This is a genomic window from Collinsella aerofaciens (genome assembly GCF_015553355.1).
GTDB classification, from domain to species: Bacteria; Actinomycetota; Coriobacteriia; order Coriobacteriales; family Coriobacteriaceae; genus Collinsella; species Collinsella aerofaciens_V.
Window position 1 is genome coordinate 1 of the sequence record NZ_JADNGN010000039.1, and the last position, 17335, is coordinate 17335.

A 17335-nucleotide genomic window follows, 5' to 3' on the forward strand; every position below is an offset into this window, starting at 1 on the left:
AAAGCCGTTTGTCTCCACCCGCGTAGCGGGTGGTTTAAAGCTGGCCGCTGCGCGGCCAGCAGACTAAAGTCTTGAATGAAAAGGGTATCGATTTTTATAATCGGGTCATTGATTGCTGCCTCGAAAATGGCATAGAGCCCAACGTTACGCTGTTCCATTACGATCTGCCATTCACGCTTGCTTGCAAAGGCGGATGGCTGAACAACGATATGGCAGAGTGGTTCTGCAAATACGCCAAGATTTGCTTTGAGCGCTTTGGAGACCGCGTCAAAATCTGGGCTACCGTTAACGAGCCGCATTTCTACAGCTACTGCGTAAACATGTTGGGCAACTATCCCCCCAATCGATCGCTCGACGTTCAGTCGTACATGCAGTTTCAGTACAACCTGATGCGCGCAAGCGCACTCGCAGTCCGAGCATATCGTCAAATGGGCTACGACGGCATCATCGGCGCCGTCCACGATGGCGGCGTTGTCGAACTCGACCCGGCAACCGAGCACCCCGATGACGTATTTCGATACGCAGACTTTTTCGCCAATCGCATGATTCTGGCACCAGCACTTCAGGGTCAACTGCCGCCAGAAATGGACGAAATCCTTGAAAAACTTGGCGTCTCGCTCTATCGATCCCCAAATGACGTAGAAGAATTCAGAGACGGTAAAGTCGATTTTATTGGACTCAACGTGTATTGCCGAGAGTATGTAACCGACTGGCACGGTGGAGAGCTTGCCGTTTCGGCGAACAATAAGGGCGGTTCGAGCAAAAAGGTCGAAGGAAAATGCATTGCGCCCTTGTTTGAAAGCGCCCGCGACAGCAATGTTCCCCGCAATAAATGGGGCCGCGAAATACTCCCAAGTTGCATGTATTCAACCATCATGGATGTCCACGAGCGCTATGACGCGCCCCGCATCTTTATTACGGAAAACGGACATGGCGCCTATGAGCAACCAGACGCAGACGGAATAATCCACGATGATGACCGCATCGAGCTTCTGGGCCAGTTCATCGAGCACATGATGAGGGCTAAGCGCGACGGCGCGCGCGTTGAGGGCTACTACCTCTGGTCGACGATGGATCTGTATAGCTGGATCAACGGCTACGAAAAACGATACGGACTTGTCCATATCGACTTCGAGAACAATCTGGAGCGCACCCCCAAAAAGAGCTGGTATTGGTACCGAGACCTTATCTCGAAGTATCAGGAGCAGGAAGGTTAGGAGAAAGAGATGAAATATCAGGCAATGTCCGAAACAGTCCTAAAGGCTGTTGGCGGCAAAGAGAACATTACATCGGTAACTCATTGTGCGACGCGCCTTCGCATCGACGCACGAGACACCTCGATCATCGATCTCCAGCTCGCCAAATCGGCTGACCAGGCGCTCGGGGCAGTAGTCAGCGGTGGCCAGCTTCAGGTGATCATCGGCCCCAACGTCACCGAGGCCTACAACGACTTCCTCGACTTCGCGGGAATCGAAGTCGGCGGTGGCACGGTTGCCGACGATGCCCAAACCGCCAAAGACCTTGCAGAAGGCATTAAAAGCGGTAACACCGCCATGGGCTTGATTGAGAAATTCGGGAACGTCTCTGCACAGGTATTCATGCCCATCGTCCCGGCGCTCATCGTTGGCGGACTCATTCTTTCGATCAAGAATCTCCTGGTCAATTATTGTGGATTGAGCACCGATAGCGGAACCGCCCAGGTTCTGCTGGCGATCTTCAGCGCCTCATTTAGCTTCCTGCCCGTTTACCTCGGCTATCAGCTCGCCGCCGTCATGAAGATGCAGCCTATCATGGGCGCACTGCTGGGCGCAATCATGATTAGCTCGTCTATTAGCGGTGCTGAGGGTCTCGACTTTCTTGGCATCCCCATCCCGACGAATGACTACTCGAGCACGGTGGTGCCAATCGTACTGGGCGTTGTGTTCATGTACTTTGTTGATCGCGGTCTTCAGAAAATCATCCCCGACATTACCAAACTGTTCTTGAAGCCGCTGCTCACCATGTTCATCGTCGTGCCTGTTGAGCTGATTATCCTCGGCCCCGCCGGCAGCATGATGGGCTACGCGCTGAGTGATGCCGCCACGTGGCTCATGGATAACGTGGCATTTATCGCTACTCCAATCCTTGCAGCCCTTAACCCCTATTTTGTCATGCTCGGTCTTGATAAGGCCTACATCGCGATCGAAGTTACGAGCTTGGCGCAGCTCGGCTGGGCGCCCATCATCTTTGGCTTCATCTCAAACCTCTGCATTGGCGGCACGAGTCTCGCCTTGGCAACTGCAATGAAAGGCAACAAGGAGAAGAGAGGTATGGTCACCACGGTTGCCGTCACCGCACTCTGTGGCGTAACTGAGCCCGCATTTTACGGCTGCCTCATCGAGCGTCCCCGCCTGCTTGTCGGCACAGCAATCGGCGCCCTCTGCGCGGGACTCCCTGCAGGCATCTTCGTCCTGAAGGAGTATGTTGCGGGAGCATGGCCCGGTCTTCTTTCTGCGCTGATCTTTATCGCTCCCGATGGATCCATGGGCAACTTCGTACTGGCGTGCGTTGTCGCCGTCATCGCCATCGTTGTCTCGTTCATCGCTGCACGCGTGATCATCAAGAAGAATCCCAACTATATTGAGTAGATGCCCGCTGCTTGCATTGGGGACATCCTCGGCAGACCATTAGCAAGAACCCAAGAAGTCCCTTAGGAGCTCGATTAATCCATTCGGATTCCTCAGGCACAAACGACCCCGATTCCACAATGAAATCGGGGTCGTTGTTTCTAAAGCCTTCGATAGACAATCGGTGTTTACCTTAGCTCCCTATCCAAGTTAATTATCCACGCTCGTTCTCCGGTCGGAAGATTTTCTTCTCTCGCGTGTCCAGAAATCCACGCTCGAGCAGAACATCCAGGTCCGCACCCGCCCTTGTCTCGATCTGTAACAGCAAGAGGCCTATTCCGCTTCTACATGTTACAGATCAAGATATTCCTAAAACACCCTAAGTTTCATCTCAATCTGTAACAGTTAGATGCCAAATATCGGTCTTGGTGTTACAGATTTAGACAAACTGGAGGACGAGACAAACCAAAAACGGGATGGGCGCTAACCCGATGGCACACCACCTAAATAGAAACGGGCCCTGTCCCACAAGGAACAGAGCCCGAAACTCTCATGGAGCCAGTGACAGGAATCGAACCTGCAACCCACTGATTACAAATCAGTTGCGCTACCGTTGCGCCACACTGGCACACTTGGCGCTTTCGCGCGAAGCCTGTTAAGAATAAAGGAATTACGGACGGGGCGCAACAGGCCACACGGCGTTATATAAATATGCAAAAACCAGCAACAACAGGTACCAGGCCCGTTCATTTCTGTCGGTTCGCCCTCAATCTCAAAACTATTCGTCAGAACGAATAGTTTTAATTACAATTGCTATATATAAAACTATTCGTTTTGACGAAGGGTTTCGTGATGCTTACTACCAAGGAAGCCGCCGAGCTGCTCGGCATCACTCCGCGCAGGGTGCAGGAGCTCATAAAAAACGGAGCACTTGATGCCCGCAAGGCTTCTGGTGTATGGCTCATCGACAAAGACAGCGTCGACACGCGACTCCGCTCCGTGACCAAAACGGGAGGACGTCCCCGCCGCGGCCACGGTAAGAGCGAGATCGCGTTCACCCTCATGAACCGCACGCACGAAGTCGCTCAGCTGGTCTACAACACATCGCGAAAAGACTTTACCCATATCGGCGCCGACATCGATTACGCCCACGCCCCTATTGGGGTATTTGGCCCCAATAGCTCCGTATCGCTCGACTCCTTCCGCATCTGGTGGCGCGGTCGCGGTATCCCGCTCGCACGCATTGGGCTAGCCTCCCTGCTTGCAGAAGCCGCAGTCGATGTTCCCGATGAACTCGTACAGCGAAATCTTGGCCTCTCCTTATCCGACCAGTATTGGATTAGACCCCAAGATTCCGGTCTCGTCTGGGAGGATATTAACTTCTTCAATAACGCCTTTGATGACGTCTCGCTGTCCATTGCGCCCTTTGCCCCAGAGGGAAAAGCGGCTGCCGCAAAGCCCGATAACACCTCGGACGGCAATCTTCAAAAGTACTGGACGTGCGAGGGCGGGCGTCGAATTCTGCATAAGGCAGGAGCGCACCTGAACCAGGAACCTTATAACGAGCTGGTGGCGACCGCGCTCCACCGTCGCATCCTAAACGCCTGCGATTATGTACCTTACTCGCTCGAGGGCACGGGCACTTCCGCCCTGAGCATATGCGATGTCTTCTTAACTGATGAAGAAGAGTATGTCCCTGCGTTCTATGTAAACCAGCACGCAAACGCAGATGAACGGCTAACTGACTACGAGCGATACGTAGCAAACTGCGAGGAACTCGGGGTGACAGGCGTCAAGGATGCCCTTGACCACATGATCGTGTGTGACGACATCATCGCCAACTACGATCGTCATTGGCGCAACTTCGGCCTCGTGCGAAACGTCAACTCACTAGTCTGCAGACCAGCCCCCATCTTCGATTCGGGCTCATCGCTCTGGTGCAACATATCTCTAGATGAGCTTAGGGCAGGAGAGCACAGTTTTGCCAGCGCGCAGTTCCATTCAAGTCCCGCGAAACAAATGTTGCTTGTTGAGGATATGAACTGGTTTGACGGGGACAAACTCGAAGGTTTTGTCGACGAGGCAATCGAGATTCTGTCTAAAAACGATGCCCTAGCAGCGAGACTGCCTTATCTAAAAGAGGCGCTAACGTGGCGCCTCGAAAGAATGATCGACATCGCTGAATGGAGTTAGCGAGGCAGCATTGCCCCGCCAACTCCCCTACCTCCCGCGCAGGGCCTTGAGCTTGGCCAGGGCATCGGGGCTCAGGCGGCTGCCCAGGGTCATCTTGATCTGCGGGGCTTCCTCTGCCTCGTGAACGTCGTTATCGATCTGCTTGATCTCGTCCACCAGCATGCGGCTCGAGATGCGCGTGACGCCCTTGCCCATGACGACGGCCTGGATCGTGCCGTCGCTCGACACCACGGAGCACGCGCGGCCTTCCTCGCGCGCCTCGATGCAAAGCTTCTGCACCACAGTATCGGCGGAGACGCCCGTCGGCGAAAACTCGATACGCACGCCACGGGCCGGCAGGTTGGGGCGCTCGTTGGAGATATTGCCCGCGCCGTCGAACACGATCACGGCCTCGTAGCGGCCCTGGGCAAACGCCGCAACATCGTTGATGAGCGCGGTGCGTGCCATATCGTGGACGTCGCCGGAATACGGATCGTCGGAATGGTCGTAGACGAGCTTTTCGTAGCGCGGCGTGCAGTGAATCACGTTGTAGCCGTCGACCACCAGCAGCTCGGGCTTATTGGAGTGCACTGTCGAGACTGGGTCGGCGATGGCCTGCGCAAACGCATTGCCGCCCACGCCATAGGTCGCGGCCGAAACAATCGGCTTGGCCGAGCCCTCGCCAAAGCGCTTGGCCTTGGACTTGGCACGGTTCTTCTTGGACATGCGCTACTCCTCCCCCATGAGCTCGCCGGCATTGCGGCGCAGCCACTCAAAGCACAGCGCCGTAGTCGCCTGGGCAACATTGAGGCTCTCGGTCATGCCGCGTTGGGGAAGCTTGGTCAAAAAGTCGCATTTCTCAAGCACTAGGCGCGAGATGCCGTCGCCCTCGGAGCCCATGACGAGCGCCACGCGGCCCTCGAAGGGAGCATCCCAGCAGCTGCCCTCGGCGTGCTCGGAAGCACCGCCCACCCAAAAGCCAGCGGCCTTGAGGTCATCGAGCGCACGGGCGATATTGGGAACCTGTGCGATGGGCAGATGCATGACGGCGCCAGCAGAAGTCTTGTAGCTGCCAACGGTCACGCCGGCGGCACGCTTATTGGCAATGATGACGCCCGCCGCGCCCACGACCTCGGCGGAGCGCACGATCGCACCAAAGTTGCCATCGTCGGTCACATGGTCGAGCACGACGACGAGCGCCGGTCCGTCACCCGCGCGGTCGAGAATATCGGCAATATCGGCATAGGGGAAGTTACCAACCTCAAGCGCAATACCCTGGTGAGCGCCATGGCTCGACAGCGCATCGAGCTGCGCGCGCGGCACATACTTCATGCGGACGCCCGCGGCATTGAGGTCATCGACCAGGCGCGACAAGGCGGCATCGCGCTCCCCGCCCTCGGCAATGAGCGCGCACTTGATGGGAAAACTAGTACGCAGCGCCTCGGCGACAGCACGGCGACCTTCGATAAACTCGCCCTTGGGAGCCTGGACAGCGTCGCGGTTGCGATCTCGCTGCGGACGTGCGGCCTGGGCGCGGCCGCGTTGCTGGTCGCGACCATCACGCTGCGGACGGCCGGTGCGCTGGTCGCGGCGACCGCCAGCCTTACCGGGGTTGTAAGGACGAGACCCCCCTCGTTTGCGGTTGTCAGCCATATGGAAAACCTCGAGATATTTAAACGGAAAACGGACGGGACGCCCTGGGACAGGTCCGAAAATAACACCTTCGGCATTATTTTCGGACCGGTCCCGAAGCGTCCCTACTCAAACGTGCGGCCTCTAGAGAGTCTTAATACGGGTGCCGGCGGCAGTATCCTCGATGGTGAGGCCCAGGTCCTTGAGCTGGTCGCGGATGGCGTCGGCCAGATCCCAGTCCTTGGCGGCACGGGCCTCGGCGCGAGCCTCGAGAATCTTGGCAGCGGCCTCGTCCACGTCGGCGCCCGTGTAGGCGACCAGGCCGGCGGCAACGCCCAGCAGACCCAGCGGCAGCTCGACCTTGGGCTCGGGAAGCTCAACGCCAAACGTATCGAGCAGCTCGGCCAGCGTGTCGGCGGCGGCAAGCGCGGCGGCCTTGTCGGCAGCGTCGCCCGCCTGCTCCAGGTACTGGTTGCACTCGGTCACAAAGCCAAAAACGGCACCCATGGCACCAGCGGTGTTAAAGTCGTCATCCATGCACTCCTTAAAGGCGGCACGAGTCTCGGCGGCCTTGGCGGCAAACGCCTCGGATGCCGCCTCATCGGCATCGGCCGTCGCGTGGTTCGCGGCCCAGCGCAGGTTCTCGACCGTACCAGCGATACGCGTGAGCGAGTTCTCGGCGCCCTCCAGACGCTCCCAAGAAAAATCGAGCGGCGAGCGATAGCTCGTCTGCAGCATCAGCAGGCGCAGGGCGGCAGCGGAGTGCCGCTCGAGGACCTCGGCCAGCGTAAAGAAGTTGCCGAGCGACTTGGACATCTTCTCGCCGTCTACCAGCAGCATGCCCGTGTGCATCCAGGTGTTGGAGAAGCCCTGGTGCCAGGCGCAGGTAGCCTGGGCGCACTCGTTCTCGTGATGCGGGAAGGCAAGGTCGGAGCCACCGCCGTGGATGTCGATCGGGGTGCCCAGGTAGCGATGCACCATGGCGGCGCACTCGGTGTGCCAACCGGGACGGCCCTCGCCCCAGGGGCTCGGCCAGCTGGGCTCGCCGGGCTTGGCGGCCTTCCACAGGGCAAAGTCGAGCGGGTCGTTCTTGTCCTCGTTTTCCTCGATGCGCGCACCCACCATAAGGTCGTCGATGTTGCGGCCCGAGACCTGACCATAGTTGGAATCGCTGCGCACGGCAAAGTACACGTCGCCGTTATCGGCTGCGTAAGCGTGGCCCTGCTCGATAAGCGTCTTGATCATGGCGATCATGGGGCCGATCTCCTTGGTGGCGCGGGGGCGCACATCGGGATCGAGCACGTTGGCGGCACGCATGACGCCGATGAACTTGTCCGAGAACTCCGTCGCGACCTCGGCAGCCGCACGGCCCTGCTCGTTGGCGCGCTTGATGATCTTGTCATCGACATCGGTAAGGTTCTGGGCGAACGTGACCTCGTAGCCGCTCGCGATGAGCCAGCGACGAATCACGTCAAAGCTGATGAACGTGCGGGCATTGCCGATGTGGATGTTGTCGTAGACCGTGGGGCCGCACACGTACATGCGGACCTTGCCGGACTCGATAGGCTGGAACTCTTCCTTTTTATGGGTAGCGCTGTTGTAGATACGCATTCGTCACTCCTTAACGGTTTTCTGTAGCAGGCAGACGGCCCAGGCGCCGATTCCCTCGCCCTGGCCCTCCCAACCGAGCTTTTCGGTCGTGGTGGCGGCGATGCCCACGTTTTCGACGTCAACGCCCAGGGCATGGGCAAGGTTGGCGCGCATGGCATCGCGGTGCGGGGTAATCTTGGGTTGCTGACAGGCAATGGTGCAGTCGGCATCGACAAACTCAAAGCCCAGCTCGCGCGCATAGTCCATCACGCGAGCGAGCAGCACCATCGAGTCGGCGCCCTCATAGGCGGGATCGGTGTCGGGGAAGAGCTTGCCGATGTCTCCCCCGCGGCAGGCGCCCAGAATGGCGTCGGCCAAGGCGTGCGCGAGCACGTCGGCATCCGAGTGGCCCAGCAGGCCGCGCTCGTAGGGAATGTCGACCCCGCCGATGATGCATCGACGCCCCTCCACCAAACGGTGGACGTCGTAGCCGTGGCCAATGCGCAGGTTACTGAACATGGGGAAGGTCCTCTCCCTCGGCCATGCGGCCGAGCAAAATCGCGGTTACGGGACGCAGGTCCTCGGGCACCGTCACCTTAAGGTTATCGCGCGGGCTCTGGACACAGCGGACGCGCCCGCCCATGCGCTCGACCAGCGATGAATCGTCGGTACCGATAAAGCCCTCGGCGATAGCAGCGGCGTGAGCGCGCTTCATGGCGTCGACGCTAAAGATCTGCGGTGTCTGCGCGGCCCAATAGAGCTCGCGCGGCGGCGTCTCGACGATGTTATCGCCGTCGACGATCTTGAGCGTGTCGATCGCGGGCTGACCGCACACGACGCCGTCGAGCGAGCGGTCGCCCACAAGCACGTCGATCGCATGATCGATGGCCTCGGTCGTAATGAGCGGACGGGCGCCGTCGTGGATGGCGACATATTCGAAACCCGCCGGAACCGCATGCACGCCGGCACGGGTGGAATCCTGACGGGTATCGCCAGCATCGGCAAAACTGATGGGCGTGTCATAGTCAAACGGGTCGATGGCCAGGCGGCGCATCTCGGCACGGCGCTCGGCAGGACACACCACCACGATGTGGCCGACCTTGTCGCTACGATCGAACGCGCGGATGGACCAGCTCATGAGCGGACGGCCCGCCACGTTAACGAGCTGCTTGCCGCCGGGATTTCCAAAGCGCTGGCCGCTGCCGCCGGCAACGACCACGGCGCATACGGGCGCCATTATGCGTTCCCCTGTTTGGTGCCCTTCATGCGGTACAGCGAGTCCGCAAGAATGGCAGGGTTGTTGACGCCAAAGTCGCCCAGGCGCTCCGGATCCTCGCTGATGTCGTCCATGAGCTCCTGCAACGAGCCGTACTCGTCGACGATTTTCTCGGCCACGCCATCGCGCACGACGGACACGCGCGAAAGCGTACGCAGGCCCAGCGGCGTCATGACGGAGTCCTCGTCCAGGTCGTCGTAACCCAGAACCGCCGCCACATGCTGTGGGTCGGACAGGTCCTTAGGCGTCATGCGAGCGAGCTCTGCGCGAATCTTCTCGGCGTTTGACTCGGAGGAATCGCTCGCGTAGTCACGGATCATCAGGTCGTATTCGGTATCCATGCTGGAGCCCGCGAGCTGCTCGAGCTGCATCTGCACGAGCTTGCCCTGGTTGCCCAGCTTGACAATGCAATCCTTAAGCTCGGTCTTTGCCTGCTGCATGATCTCGAAGCTCGAGAAAATACCGGTAATGTCGGCGAGCGTAACGTAGTCGTCAAGCTCGAGGGCCGTCAGACGCAGCAGGGAGCGATCGAGCGACTGGCGGGTAGTCTGGAGCGTGGCGACGAGCTGGTTGACCGAGCTCATGATGGTGGTGACGGGCTGGATCTCGTAGCTCTTGCCGTGAACGTACACGTTAACGACGGCACGACGGGCCGAAACCGAGATCACGATGGCATCGGTGAGCACCGACATGCGAGCGGCGGTGCGGTGACGCATGCCCGTCTCGCTCGTGGCGAGCGAGGGATCGGGATTGAGGTGGAAGTTGGCGCGCAGGATCTGGGTGAGGTCGCCGTCGATAACGATGGCACCGTCCATCTTAGAGAGCTCGAACAGACGGTTCGAGGTAAACGAAATGTTGAGCGGGAAGCCGTCATTACCGGCAGCGAGCACGTTTTCGGTGTCGCCGACGCAGATAAGGGCGCCCAGGTGACCGGCGATGATCATGTCGAGGGCGGTGCGGATCGGCTGGCCAGGTGCCGTCAGGCGGATGGCCTGTTCCATACGCTTTTGCAGCTCGTTCTTATCCAAGGCATCGCTCCCATCGTATACGCTCCATAAACGCTAAATAGTTTCTCACGGTTTGTCCCCGCAGCAGCCACGAAATCCGATGCTTACAGAATGAGCGAACACAGCCGAGAGCCCCAGCCCAAATGAGCTGCTTATGTGCTAGCATCGGGATTCGCATAAATGAGGGAGTAGTCGCGTGATCGGGTTCGCCTCCGATGGTGCGGCAAGTCAACATACTGGCCGATGCGGCCTGGCTTGCCTTAATGAACGAGACTCGTGGCTGTGCGCGCAACGCGTACGCCACGGGTCTTTTTTGTTACTCCCCCAAGAGGTACACGCGGGCCCGCCCGCAGAGAGGGAGCCAGACTATGGGACTCGCAGAGCTCGTGTTGCTCGCCGTTGGCCTTTCGATGGACGCCTTTGCCGTTTCCATCTGCAAGGGTCTTGGCATGAAAAAGATCAACCTTCAGGTCGCCGTGGTACTCGGCCTGTTCTTTGGCGGCTTTCAGGCCGGCATGCCCGTAATCGGATGGGCGCTCGGCAGTCAATTCATAGGCATCATCGGACCCATCGACCATTGGATCGCCTTTATCCTGCTCGCCTTCATCGGCGGCAAAATGCTGTGGGAAGCCTTTACCGAAGACAAGGATGAGGACGAAGGCGACGACAAGGATGCCGAAAAAATCGACCTGGGCGAGTACCTGATCCTCGCCATCGCCACCTCAATCGACGCCCTAGCCGTAGGCATCTCGTTTGCGGCGCTCTCGGTCGACATCGTTCCCGCTGTATCGCTTATCGGCGTCACAACGTTTATCTTCTCCGTCGCCGGCGTAGCGATCGGCCACACCTTTGGCGCGCGCTACGAAAAACCCGCCACCATCGTGGGTGGCGTCGTGCTCATCCTCATCGGGCTTAAAATCTTGCTTGAGCATCTGGGGATTTTGGCGCTGTAATGTCCAAGGCCATTCGTTTTCAGGGTAAAGATTCATTCATTTTTATGTGACTGTATTATTCGTTTTTCGGGTATGATTTTATTCGTATTTAGGGAAATGCGAGGTAAACAGCATGGCAACGATGACGAAAGACACGTATATCCCACGGCTCATCGACCGGAAAATTGATCAATATCTCAATCTGTTCGGCGCCGTTGAGATCTCAGGCACTAAATGGTGTGGAAAGACTTGGTCCGCGCTTGCCCATGCAAATAGTGCCATATACGTCGATCGCGGTTCGAACCAATTGCTCATCGAGTCCGACCCACAGTATGCACTCGTTGGCGCGACCCCTCACGTTATTGATGAGTGGCAGCGCGTCCCTCAGGTTTGGGACTGCGTACGCCATGCTGTCGATGACACCACGGAAAAGGGCCAGTGGATCTTAACAGGCTCTTCCACGTCGGCAAAAGATAAGGTGAACCACAGCGGAGCCGGACGAATCGGTCGGCTGAGCATGCATCCCATGAGTCTTCAGGAGAGCGGTGATTCAACAGGTAAGGTAAGCCTAGCCGCCCTGTTTAAAGGCGAGTTTGCCCCATGCCCCTGTGCGTCGGGAATCGATTCCCTTACCGAGCTCATTTGTCGCGGCGGATGGCCCGACGCGCTTGCACTAACTTCTGACACAATTCGGCCCGTACTCATGGGCTATCTCGATGCTGTGCATAATAAGAGCGTTCCCGACCTTGGCGGGCGCGAGCTCATAAGCTCACGCGTGGCAGAGTCTCTTGCACGAAATCTTGGACAGTCCTGTACAAACGTCACGCTCGCCCGTGATGTATTTGCCCTGGATAATAACACGGCGCCAACGGACGCCCAAAAGCGAGAAGTCTCACAGCATCTTGAATACCTCGTGCAGCTCTATTTGATTGACGAGCTGCCCGGATGGGTTCCGGCATCGCGCTCCCCCAATCGCATGAGGACAAAGCCCAAACGCTACTTCGCAGACCCCTCTTTAGCCGTTGCAGCGCTGGGCCTTAACAACCAAAGCCTACTCGAAGACTACCAGACGCTCGGTCTTGCATTTGAAAACCTCTGCATGCGAGATTTGCAGGTATACGCCTCGTCACTCGATGCCGCAGGATCTCACCCCGTCCGCTACTACCGCGACGATTCAGACCTAGAAATCGATGCCGTTGTTGAGCTTGCGGATGGAACATGGGGAGCATTCGAGATCAAGCTCAGCGAGGCTAAAGTCGAGCAAGGCGCCCGCAGCCTGCTGCGCATGAGGGATAAATTGCTCCGCGACAAAATGGGACGAACGAAGCCTCCCGCGTGTCTTGCCGTCCTCACGGGAATGGGAGAAATCGCATATAAACGCCCTGACGGCGTATACGTTGTTCCCATTCGAGCGTTTGGGGCTTAAAAAAACGGGGCCGAGTGTTTTACTCGATCCCAAATAACTCAACGCCAGTGCAAGGCCTCATGCAGAGTTTTGCATGAGGCCTTTTCGTGCAGACTTTTGCATGTCATACTACTATGCAAAAGTCTGCACGTTAGGATATCGCCATGGATACTCTTCCCATTACAACACCGCGCCAAGCCGGCATCTACGTGCGCCAGGCACGCGAGACACAGGGGCTTACCCGCGCGGTCCTCGCCAAAAAAGCCGGTGTTTCGGAGCGCCTGCTCGCATCGCTCGAGCTGGGCGACGCCACGGGTATTCGGCTCGACAAGTTGCTGACTGTCTTTAACGCACTCGGCATAGGTCTCTTTGCGCAAAGCGATAACGACTCCATCACATCGCCCTCCGAACATCCGACGACGATAGCGAACCTCCCTATCGCGAACTCGAATGCCCTGCCAAAGCCAAGCGTAGGCAGACGACCTGCTCGACAAGGAACGCCATCTTCCTATGGTGCCTTGCTGGCCCAAATCGTAGCCGAGCAAGGCCTTGCCGGCACTTCAGATCTCTCCTTTGGCTGTAAGGTTGTGAAATAAATGGCAGAGATGGAGCTTGCGACCCTCATTTGTGGCGAAATCGCAGGCACTCTCCGGCAAGACGAGCATGGACTCTGCAGCTTTGTATACGCCCCAACCTATCGCGGAGCACCGCTATCGCTAACAATGCCGCTTTCCAATCGCACATATGGCCATAACATCGTCCGCCCGTTCCTTTTTGGCCTTTTGCCCGACAGTCAAGAGCAGCGCCGCGCTATTGCCGCCGAGCATGACGTTGCATCCAACAACCCCGTCGCCCTCTTGTGCCATATCGGTCTTGACTGCGCGGGGGCCGTTCAGTTTTGTCGAACCGATCAATTAGATGCCGCCCGCGGCAGGATCTCGGCATACCGCCCGCTTACCAATTCTCAAATCGCTCACAAGCTCAAAGCAATTCGCGATGACGAAAGAGAGACATGGATGGGCTCCAACGAAAGCTGGTCCCTGGGCGGCAACCAAGGCAAATTTGCACTAGCTTGGCATGATGGCCAATGGTGTGAATGTCTAGGGTCATCCCCCACTACCCATATCTTCAAAAATGGTGTCGTTGGGTTCAAACATCAGGCCTTAAACGAATTCGTCTGCATGAAAACGGCTCGGCGTGTTGGCATTCCAACTGCCAACGTCTCCTATTGCACATTTGAAGACGAAGCCGCGCTCGTCGTTGAACGGTACGACAGAATGGTCAATAGCAGCGGAAATATCGAAAGGCTGCATCAGGAGGACTTGTGCCAGGCGCTCGGTGTATTGCCAAGCCAGAAATATACCGCCGACGGAGGACCAACTGCACGAGACATCCAGGAACGACTAATTAACACAGTACCCCACCACATGAATCTTGTGCTATTTACCTATATGTTGTTCTATAACGCCATTATCGGAGCGCCTGACGCACACGCTAAAAACTACTCGCTCATCCTAGGCAAAGGCACAAACGCGGCACTCGCACCCATGTACGATGTCGCGTCGGGGTTGGCGTATGAGCGTATGCGCCGCCGGGCGCGCCTTGCCATGAGCGTTGGCGGCGAAAATCGTGTGGGGCGCATCGGTCCAGGCGCTATCCGCCGATACCACGGTATGGGCAACCCCGCGCTGGAGGCGGCGCTCACCGATGCCGGGCTATCCGAGAAGTTTTGCTTTGTGACCATGATGGACCTCGCCTACGAGGTGCCCATTTGCATAGAAGAGATTATGGACGAATACGCCGACTTGCCCGGCATGGCGGACCTGCGCGAGCATATGCTCGGCCCCGTCCGCGAAAACTGCCAGCGCACCCTCGACCTCATCAGGGCGGATATGGGCTAGGCGCCAATCAATTCACATTTCTTAAAAGAAGAGAGGGGGCACCCGTCGCAAAAGCTCGGATGCCCCTCTTGTAATGTCATTTACAATCCGCTAGCACATGGCTCGGGCTGCTGCTCGTGCGACCTTTACGCAGCGAGGCGCTTGAGGACGTCGATAAGCAGCTCGTAGAAGCGCTCGGCAGAAGCGAGCTCCATGCTCTCGTCCGGGGTGTGAACATCGGAGAGCGTCGGACCCACGGCGATGGCGTCCAGGCCGTGCAGGGCCTCGGCGAACAGGCCGCACTCAAGGCCGGCGTGGATGGACTCGATACGCAGCTCGGAGCCAAAGAGCTCGCGATAGCTCTCGACAAAGACGTCGCGGACCGGCGAATGCTCGGCATAGCTCCAGCCGGGATACTCGAACTCGAACTTAGCGTCGAAGCCCAGGACATCGGCCAGCGTCTGCAGACGGTCCTTGAACTCGTTCTGCAGCGAGGTGATCGAAGAGCGCGGGGACAGCATGATCTTGACCTGGTCGTCAGAAGTGGCAACCACGCCGATGTTGGAGGAAACCTCGACGGAGCCGTCGGTGGCGACGTTGCGGCGAATCACGCCGTTAGGGGCAAGACGCAGGGCGCGGATGAGGGCAAGCGCGGACTTCTCGTCCATGGCCTCGGCCTCGGCGTCGTCGGCAATCTCGACGATACAGGCAAAGCCGGGGTCGAAGACCTCGAGCTCGGCGGTGACGTCGGCGATGATGCCACGGGCGATCTGGGCCGCGGCCTCGGCGGCAGCGTGGTCGGCGTAGATCAGAACAGCCTTGCACTCACGGTTGATGGCATTGTCCTTAGTGCCGCCGTTAAAGCCAACGATGGCGGGCTCGCCGGCAGCCATCAGGCGATCGATGATGCGGGCCATGATGAGGTTGCCGTTGCCGCGCTCCAGGTTGATGTCGGCGCCGGAGTGACCACCCAGCAGGCCAGAGATCTCGAGCGTAAGGGCACTGCCGGTCTTGCGCTCGCGCGCGATGGGGCAGGTGTAGGTAACGACGACGCCGCCGGCACAGCTGACGGTGGCAACGCCCTCCTCCTCGGAATCGAGGTTGATCATGGTGCGGGCGCTGATCTGGGACTTGTCGAGCGTCTCGGCGCCAACCAGGCCGGTCTCCTCATCGGTGGTGAACACGCACTCGAGAGCGGGGTGAACGATCGAATCGTCATCGAGAACAGTGAGCATCAGAGCGACGGCAATGCCGTTGTCGGCGCCCAGGGTGGTGCCGTTAGCGGTGAGGACGCCGTCCTTGACGACCAGGTCGATACCATCGGTCGTAAAGTCGTGCTCGACGGAGCCCAGCTTGTCGCACACCATGTCGATGTGGCCCTGCAGCATGACGGTCGGGGCATTCTCGGCGCCGGCAGAAGCGGGCTTGCGAATGATGACGTTGTAGACCTCGTCCTGATACACGTCGAGGCCACGCTCCTTGGCAAACGCGACCAGGAAATCGCTGATGCCCTTCTCGTTGCCAGACCCACGGGGGATCGCGCTGATCTCCTCAAAGAAATGGAACAGCTGGGCGGGCTCGTAGCCAGTGATCTTGTAGTCCATGGTGCCTCCTTGGCGCAACTGGTTTGACAGTAAGGCTTGCGACTTGTATATTCCCAGACTTTACGTGCATAAACCAGTCGAAAACGCCGAGCGCTCTCGCACCATCGGCTAACGGCGGGGAAATGCCACTTTATTAAGATAAAGCAGGTTAGACGGGCCGCGCCGAAGGGACGTTTGACCCTTCAACCAACCTCAACGCTTGATCAACGTTTATGCATACGCCATTGGTATGTTTAATGAGATTTTTGTCCTCCGTCACGACGTAATCGACGTCGATGCGATTGGCAACGCCCAGCATCAGGTCATCCTCAAAGTCATTGTGATGATGTCTGAACACAAAGGAATCGAACACCTCGTCTGCTCCCACCGGCGCGATAAGGGCGAGCTCGCGCATCTGCCGAACGCATGCCCAGACCGTTTCGTCCGCCGCCGCAATGGCGCTATCGCTCAGCGAGCCATTCTTCCTTCGGCACTCTCTCTTGATTGCCGCCGAGACAAGATACGAGACATCTTTGACCGAAAGCGACGAGGCAAACAGGACAATCAGCTCCGAAGCGTCGGCAATCTCGATCAGATGGACGACGTTTGCCGTACGGTCAGACCTACCAGAAAAATAATCCATCCATACCTTGGTATCGATTAACAGCTTGAGGACGCCTTCCGTGCTCATAGTTCCACCCACTCGGGATAGCGATCGGCCATGGCCTCCTCATAGAGGTCATCGTAGTCGCCCGAGAACTCAGGGATGGGGATGCCGTATCTGAGGCATGCATCGCGCACGATGTGGCTGCCCTGCACAGCCCTCGATTCCATTGACGCAGCTACCGCCATGTCAGAACTCGAAAGCGCAGCCCCCGATTTAGAGGGCATGCATCCGTTGACGACCAGATATTCCCAAAGCGCCCGAACAGCCTGCGACGGCGTCATGCCGAGGCTTGCGAGCACCGCATCTCCCGCCTCCTTGAGCTGACGATCCATGCGCACGTTCATCTGGGCGGAATGCCTGTCGAGCAACGTCGTCGCCATAACCCTGCCTCCCTGTTTGCTATACAAATCTCTTGGATTTAGTATAGCAATTTGTCAGATAGCCAGATGCCTCAGTACTGAAGCGTTCGTTTGACCGGTTTTGCCGTTGTGGGATTAGCAATAAAATAGGCTCTGTTAGACCAGGATTGACATTCCGCCCCGTCATCTTCTTGCGATTGCACAATGGTCGCCCCTTGTCGAATCT

General features: G+C 58.1%; 16 protein-coding genes and 1 tRNA gene. 7 read left to right on the plus strand and 10 right to left on the minus strand.

What is annotated here, in order from left to right:
* The first annotated feature begins 71 nt into the window (after positions 1-71).
* Together I2D57_RS08665 and I2D57_RS08670 are read left to right on the plus strand one after the other, a co-directional pair.
* Entirely contained in the window at positions 72-1217 is a 1146-nt protein-coding gene (locus I2D57_RS08665; RefSeq protein WP_229055717.1) for a glycoside hydrolase family 1 protein, read from the plus strand.
* 9 nt (positions 1218-1226) lie between these two features.
* Complete coding sequence (locus tag I2D57_RS08670) at positions 1227-2627, plus strand: PTS transporter subunit EIIC (RefSeq protein ID WP_195362185.1); 1401 nt, start codon at positions 1227-1229, stop codon at positions 2625-2627.
* 532 nt (positions 2628-3159) lie between these two features.
* Here I2D57_RS08670 and I2D57_RS08675 read toward each other — a convergent pair.
* Positions 3160-3234, minus strand: a tRNA-Thr gene (locus tag I2D57_RS08675).
* Positions 3235-3458: 224 nt separating this feature from the next.
* Here I2D57_RS08675 and I2D57_RS08680 point away from each other — a divergent pair.
* Complete coding sequence (locus I2D57_RS08680) at positions 3459-4799, plus strand: DNA-binding protein (RefSeq protein ID WP_195362186.1); 1341 nt, start codon at positions 3459-3461, stop codon at positions 4797-4799.
* 27 nt (positions 4800-4826) lie between these two features.
* On the opposite strand, the gene I2D57_RS08685 is transcribed toward I2D57_RS08680, so the two are convergent.
* The 6 genes from I2D57_RS08685 to disA form a co-directional block, all read right to left on the minus strand.
* Entirely contained in the window at positions 4827-5504 is a 678-nt protein-coding gene (locus I2D57_RS08685; RefSeq protein ID WP_195362187.1) for an NYN domain-containing protein, read from the minus strand.
* A gap of 3 nt (positions 5505-5507) precedes the next feature.
* Positions 5508-6431: a 23S rRNA (guanosine(2251)-2'-O)-methyltransferase RlmB gene (gene rlmB, locus I2D57_RS08690; protein ID WP_195362188.1), complete on the minus strand. Its 924-nt coding sequence runs from the start codon at positions 6429-6431 to the stop codon at positions 5508-5510.
* Positions 6432-6554: 123 nt separating this feature from the next.
* Positions 6555-8021, minus strand: a complete 1467-nt coding sequence (gene cysS, locus I2D57_RS08695) for a cysteine--tRNA ligase (protein ID WP_195362189.1) — start codon at positions 8019-8021, stop codon at positions 6555-6557.
* 3 nt (positions 8022-8024) lie between these two features.
* A complete protein-coding gene (ispF, locus tag I2D57_RS08700) occupies positions 8025-8519 on the minus strand; it encodes a 2-C-methyl-D-erythritol 2,4-cyclodiphosphate synthase (protein ID WP_117820780.1) in 495 nt (164 codons plus the stop codon).
* On the minus strand, positions 8509-9237 hold the full coding sequence (ispD, locus tag I2D57_RS08705) for a 2-C-methyl-D-erythritol 4-phosphate cytidylyltransferase (protein WP_022093924.1): 729 nt from the start codon (positions 9235-9237) through the stop codon (positions 8509-8511). The genes ispF and ispD overlap by 11 nt, the downstream gene beginning before the upstream one ends.
* A complete protein-coding gene (gene disA, locus I2D57_RS08710) occupies positions 9237-10277 on the minus strand; it encodes a DNA integrity scanning diadenylate cyclase DisA (RefSeq protein ID WP_373455094.1) in 1041 nt (346 codons plus the stop codon). The genes ispD and disA overlap by 1 nt, the downstream gene beginning before the upstream one ends.
* Before the next feature lie 374 nt (positions 10278-10651).
* Here disA and I2D57_RS08715 point away from each other — a divergent pair, with 374 nt between their 5' ends.
* The 4 genes from I2D57_RS08715 to I2D57_RS08730 all read left to right on the plus strand — a co-directional run bounded on the left by I2D57_RS08715 (position 10652) and on the right by I2D57_RS08730 (position 14521).
* The gene (locus tag I2D57_RS08715; RefSeq protein ID WP_195362190.1) at positions 10652-11236 is read left to right on the plus strand and encodes a manganese efflux pump MntP; all 585 of its coding nucleotides are present in this window, start codon (positions 10652-10654) and stop codon (positions 11234-11236) included.
* 112 nt (positions 11237-11348) lie between these two features.
* A complete protein-coding gene (locus tag I2D57_RS08720) occupies positions 11349-12641 on the plus strand; it encodes an ATP-binding protein (protein WP_195362191.1) in 1293 nt (430 codons plus the stop codon).
* 143 nt (positions 12642-12784) lie between these two features.
* Entirely contained in the window at positions 12785-13216 is a 432-nt protein-coding gene (locus I2D57_RS08725; protein WP_195362192.1) for a helix-turn-helix domain-containing protein, read from the plus strand.
* Complete coding sequence (locus I2D57_RS08730) at positions 13217-14521, plus strand: type II toxin-antitoxin system HipA family toxin (RefSeq protein WP_195362193.1); 1305 nt, start codon at positions 13217-13219, stop codon at positions 14519-14521.
* 125 nt (positions 14522-14646) lie between these two features.
* Here I2D57_RS08730 and I2D57_RS08735 read toward each other — a convergent pair whose 3' ends face one another.
* The 3 genes from I2D57_RS08735 to I2D57_RS08745 all read right to left on the minus strand — a co-directional run bounded on the left by I2D57_RS08735 (position 14647) and on the right by I2D57_RS08745 (position 17130).
* A complete protein-coding gene (locus I2D57_RS08735) occupies positions 14647-16104 on the minus strand; it encodes an aminoacyl-histidine dipeptidase (protein ID WP_195362194.1) in 1458 nt (485 codons plus the stop codon).
* 148 nt (positions 16105-16252) lie between these two features.
* Positions 16253-16774: a PIN domain-containing protein gene (locus I2D57_RS08740; protein ID WP_195362195.1), complete on the minus strand. Its 522-nt coding sequence runs from the start codon at positions 16772-16774 to the stop codon at positions 16253-16255.
* Entirely contained in the window at positions 16771-17130 is a 360-nt protein-coding gene (locus I2D57_RS08745; protein ID WP_195362196.1) for a type II toxin-antitoxin system RelB/DinJ family antitoxin, read from the minus strand. The genes I2D57_RS08740 and I2D57_RS08745 overlap by 4 nt, the downstream gene beginning before the upstream one ends.
* Positions 17131-17335: the final 205 nt, after the last annotated feature.

Bases quoted from the DNA above. Each gene is read 5' to 3' on its own strand.
- I2D57_RS08670 (WP_195362185.1), top strand. From the start codon at position 1,227: ATGAAATATCAGGCAATGTCCGAAACAGTCCTAAAGGCTGTTGGCGGC.
- I2D57_RS08680 (WP_195362186.1), top strand. From the start codon at position 3,459: ATGCTTACTACCAAGGAAGCCGCCGAGCTGCTCGGCATCACTCCGCGC.
- I2D57_RS08685 (WP_195362187.1), bottom strand. From the start codon at position 5,504: ATGTCCAAGAAGAACCGTGCCAAGTCCAAGGCCAAGCGCTTTGGCGAG.
- rlmB (WP_195362188.1), bottom strand. From the start codon at position 6,431: ATGGCTGACAACCGCAAACGAGGGGGGTCTCGTCCTTACAACCCCGGT.
- cysS (WP_195362189.1), bottom strand. From the start codon at position 8,021: ATGCGTATCTACAACAGCGCTACCCATAAAAAGGAAGAGTTCCAGCCT.
- ispF (WP_117820780.1), bottom strand. From the start codon at position 8,519: ATGTTCAGTAACCTGCGCATTGGCCACGGCTACGACGTCCACCGTTTG.
- ispD (WP_022093924.1), bottom strand. From the start codon at position 9,237: ATGGCGCCCGTATGCGCCGTGGTCGTTGCCGGCGGCAGCGGCCAGCGC.
- disA (WP_373455094.1), bottom strand. From the start codon at position 10,277: ATGGAACAGGCCATCCGCCTGACGGCACCTGGCCAGCCGATCCGCACC.
- I2D57_RS08715 (WP_195362190.1), top strand. From the start codon at position 10,652: ATGGGACTCGCAGAGCTCGTGTTGCTCGCCGTTGGCCTTTCGATGGAC.
- I2D57_RS08720 (WP_195362191.1), top strand. From the start codon at position 11,349: ATGGCAACGATGACGAAAGACACGTATATCCCACGGCTCATCGACCGG.
- I2D57_RS08725 (WP_195362192.1), top strand. From the start codon at position 12,785: ATGGATACTCTTCCCATTACAACACCGCGCCAAGCCGGCATCTACGTG.
- I2D57_RS08730 (WP_195362193.1), top strand. From the start codon at position 13,217: ATGGCAGAGATGGAGCTTGCGACCCTCATTTGTGGCGAAATCGCAGGC.
- I2D57_RS08735 (WP_195362194.1), bottom strand. From the start codon at position 16,104: ATGGACTACAAGATCACTGGCTACGAGCCCGCCCAGCTGTTCCATTTC.
- I2D57_RS08740 (WP_195362195.1), bottom strand. From the start codon at position 16,774: ATGAGCACGGAAGGCGTCCTCAAGCTGTTAATCGATACCAAGGTATGG.
- I2D57_RS08745 (WP_195362196.1), bottom strand. From the start codon at position 17,130: ATGGCGACGACGTTGCTCGACAGGCATTCCGCCCAGATGAACGTGCGC.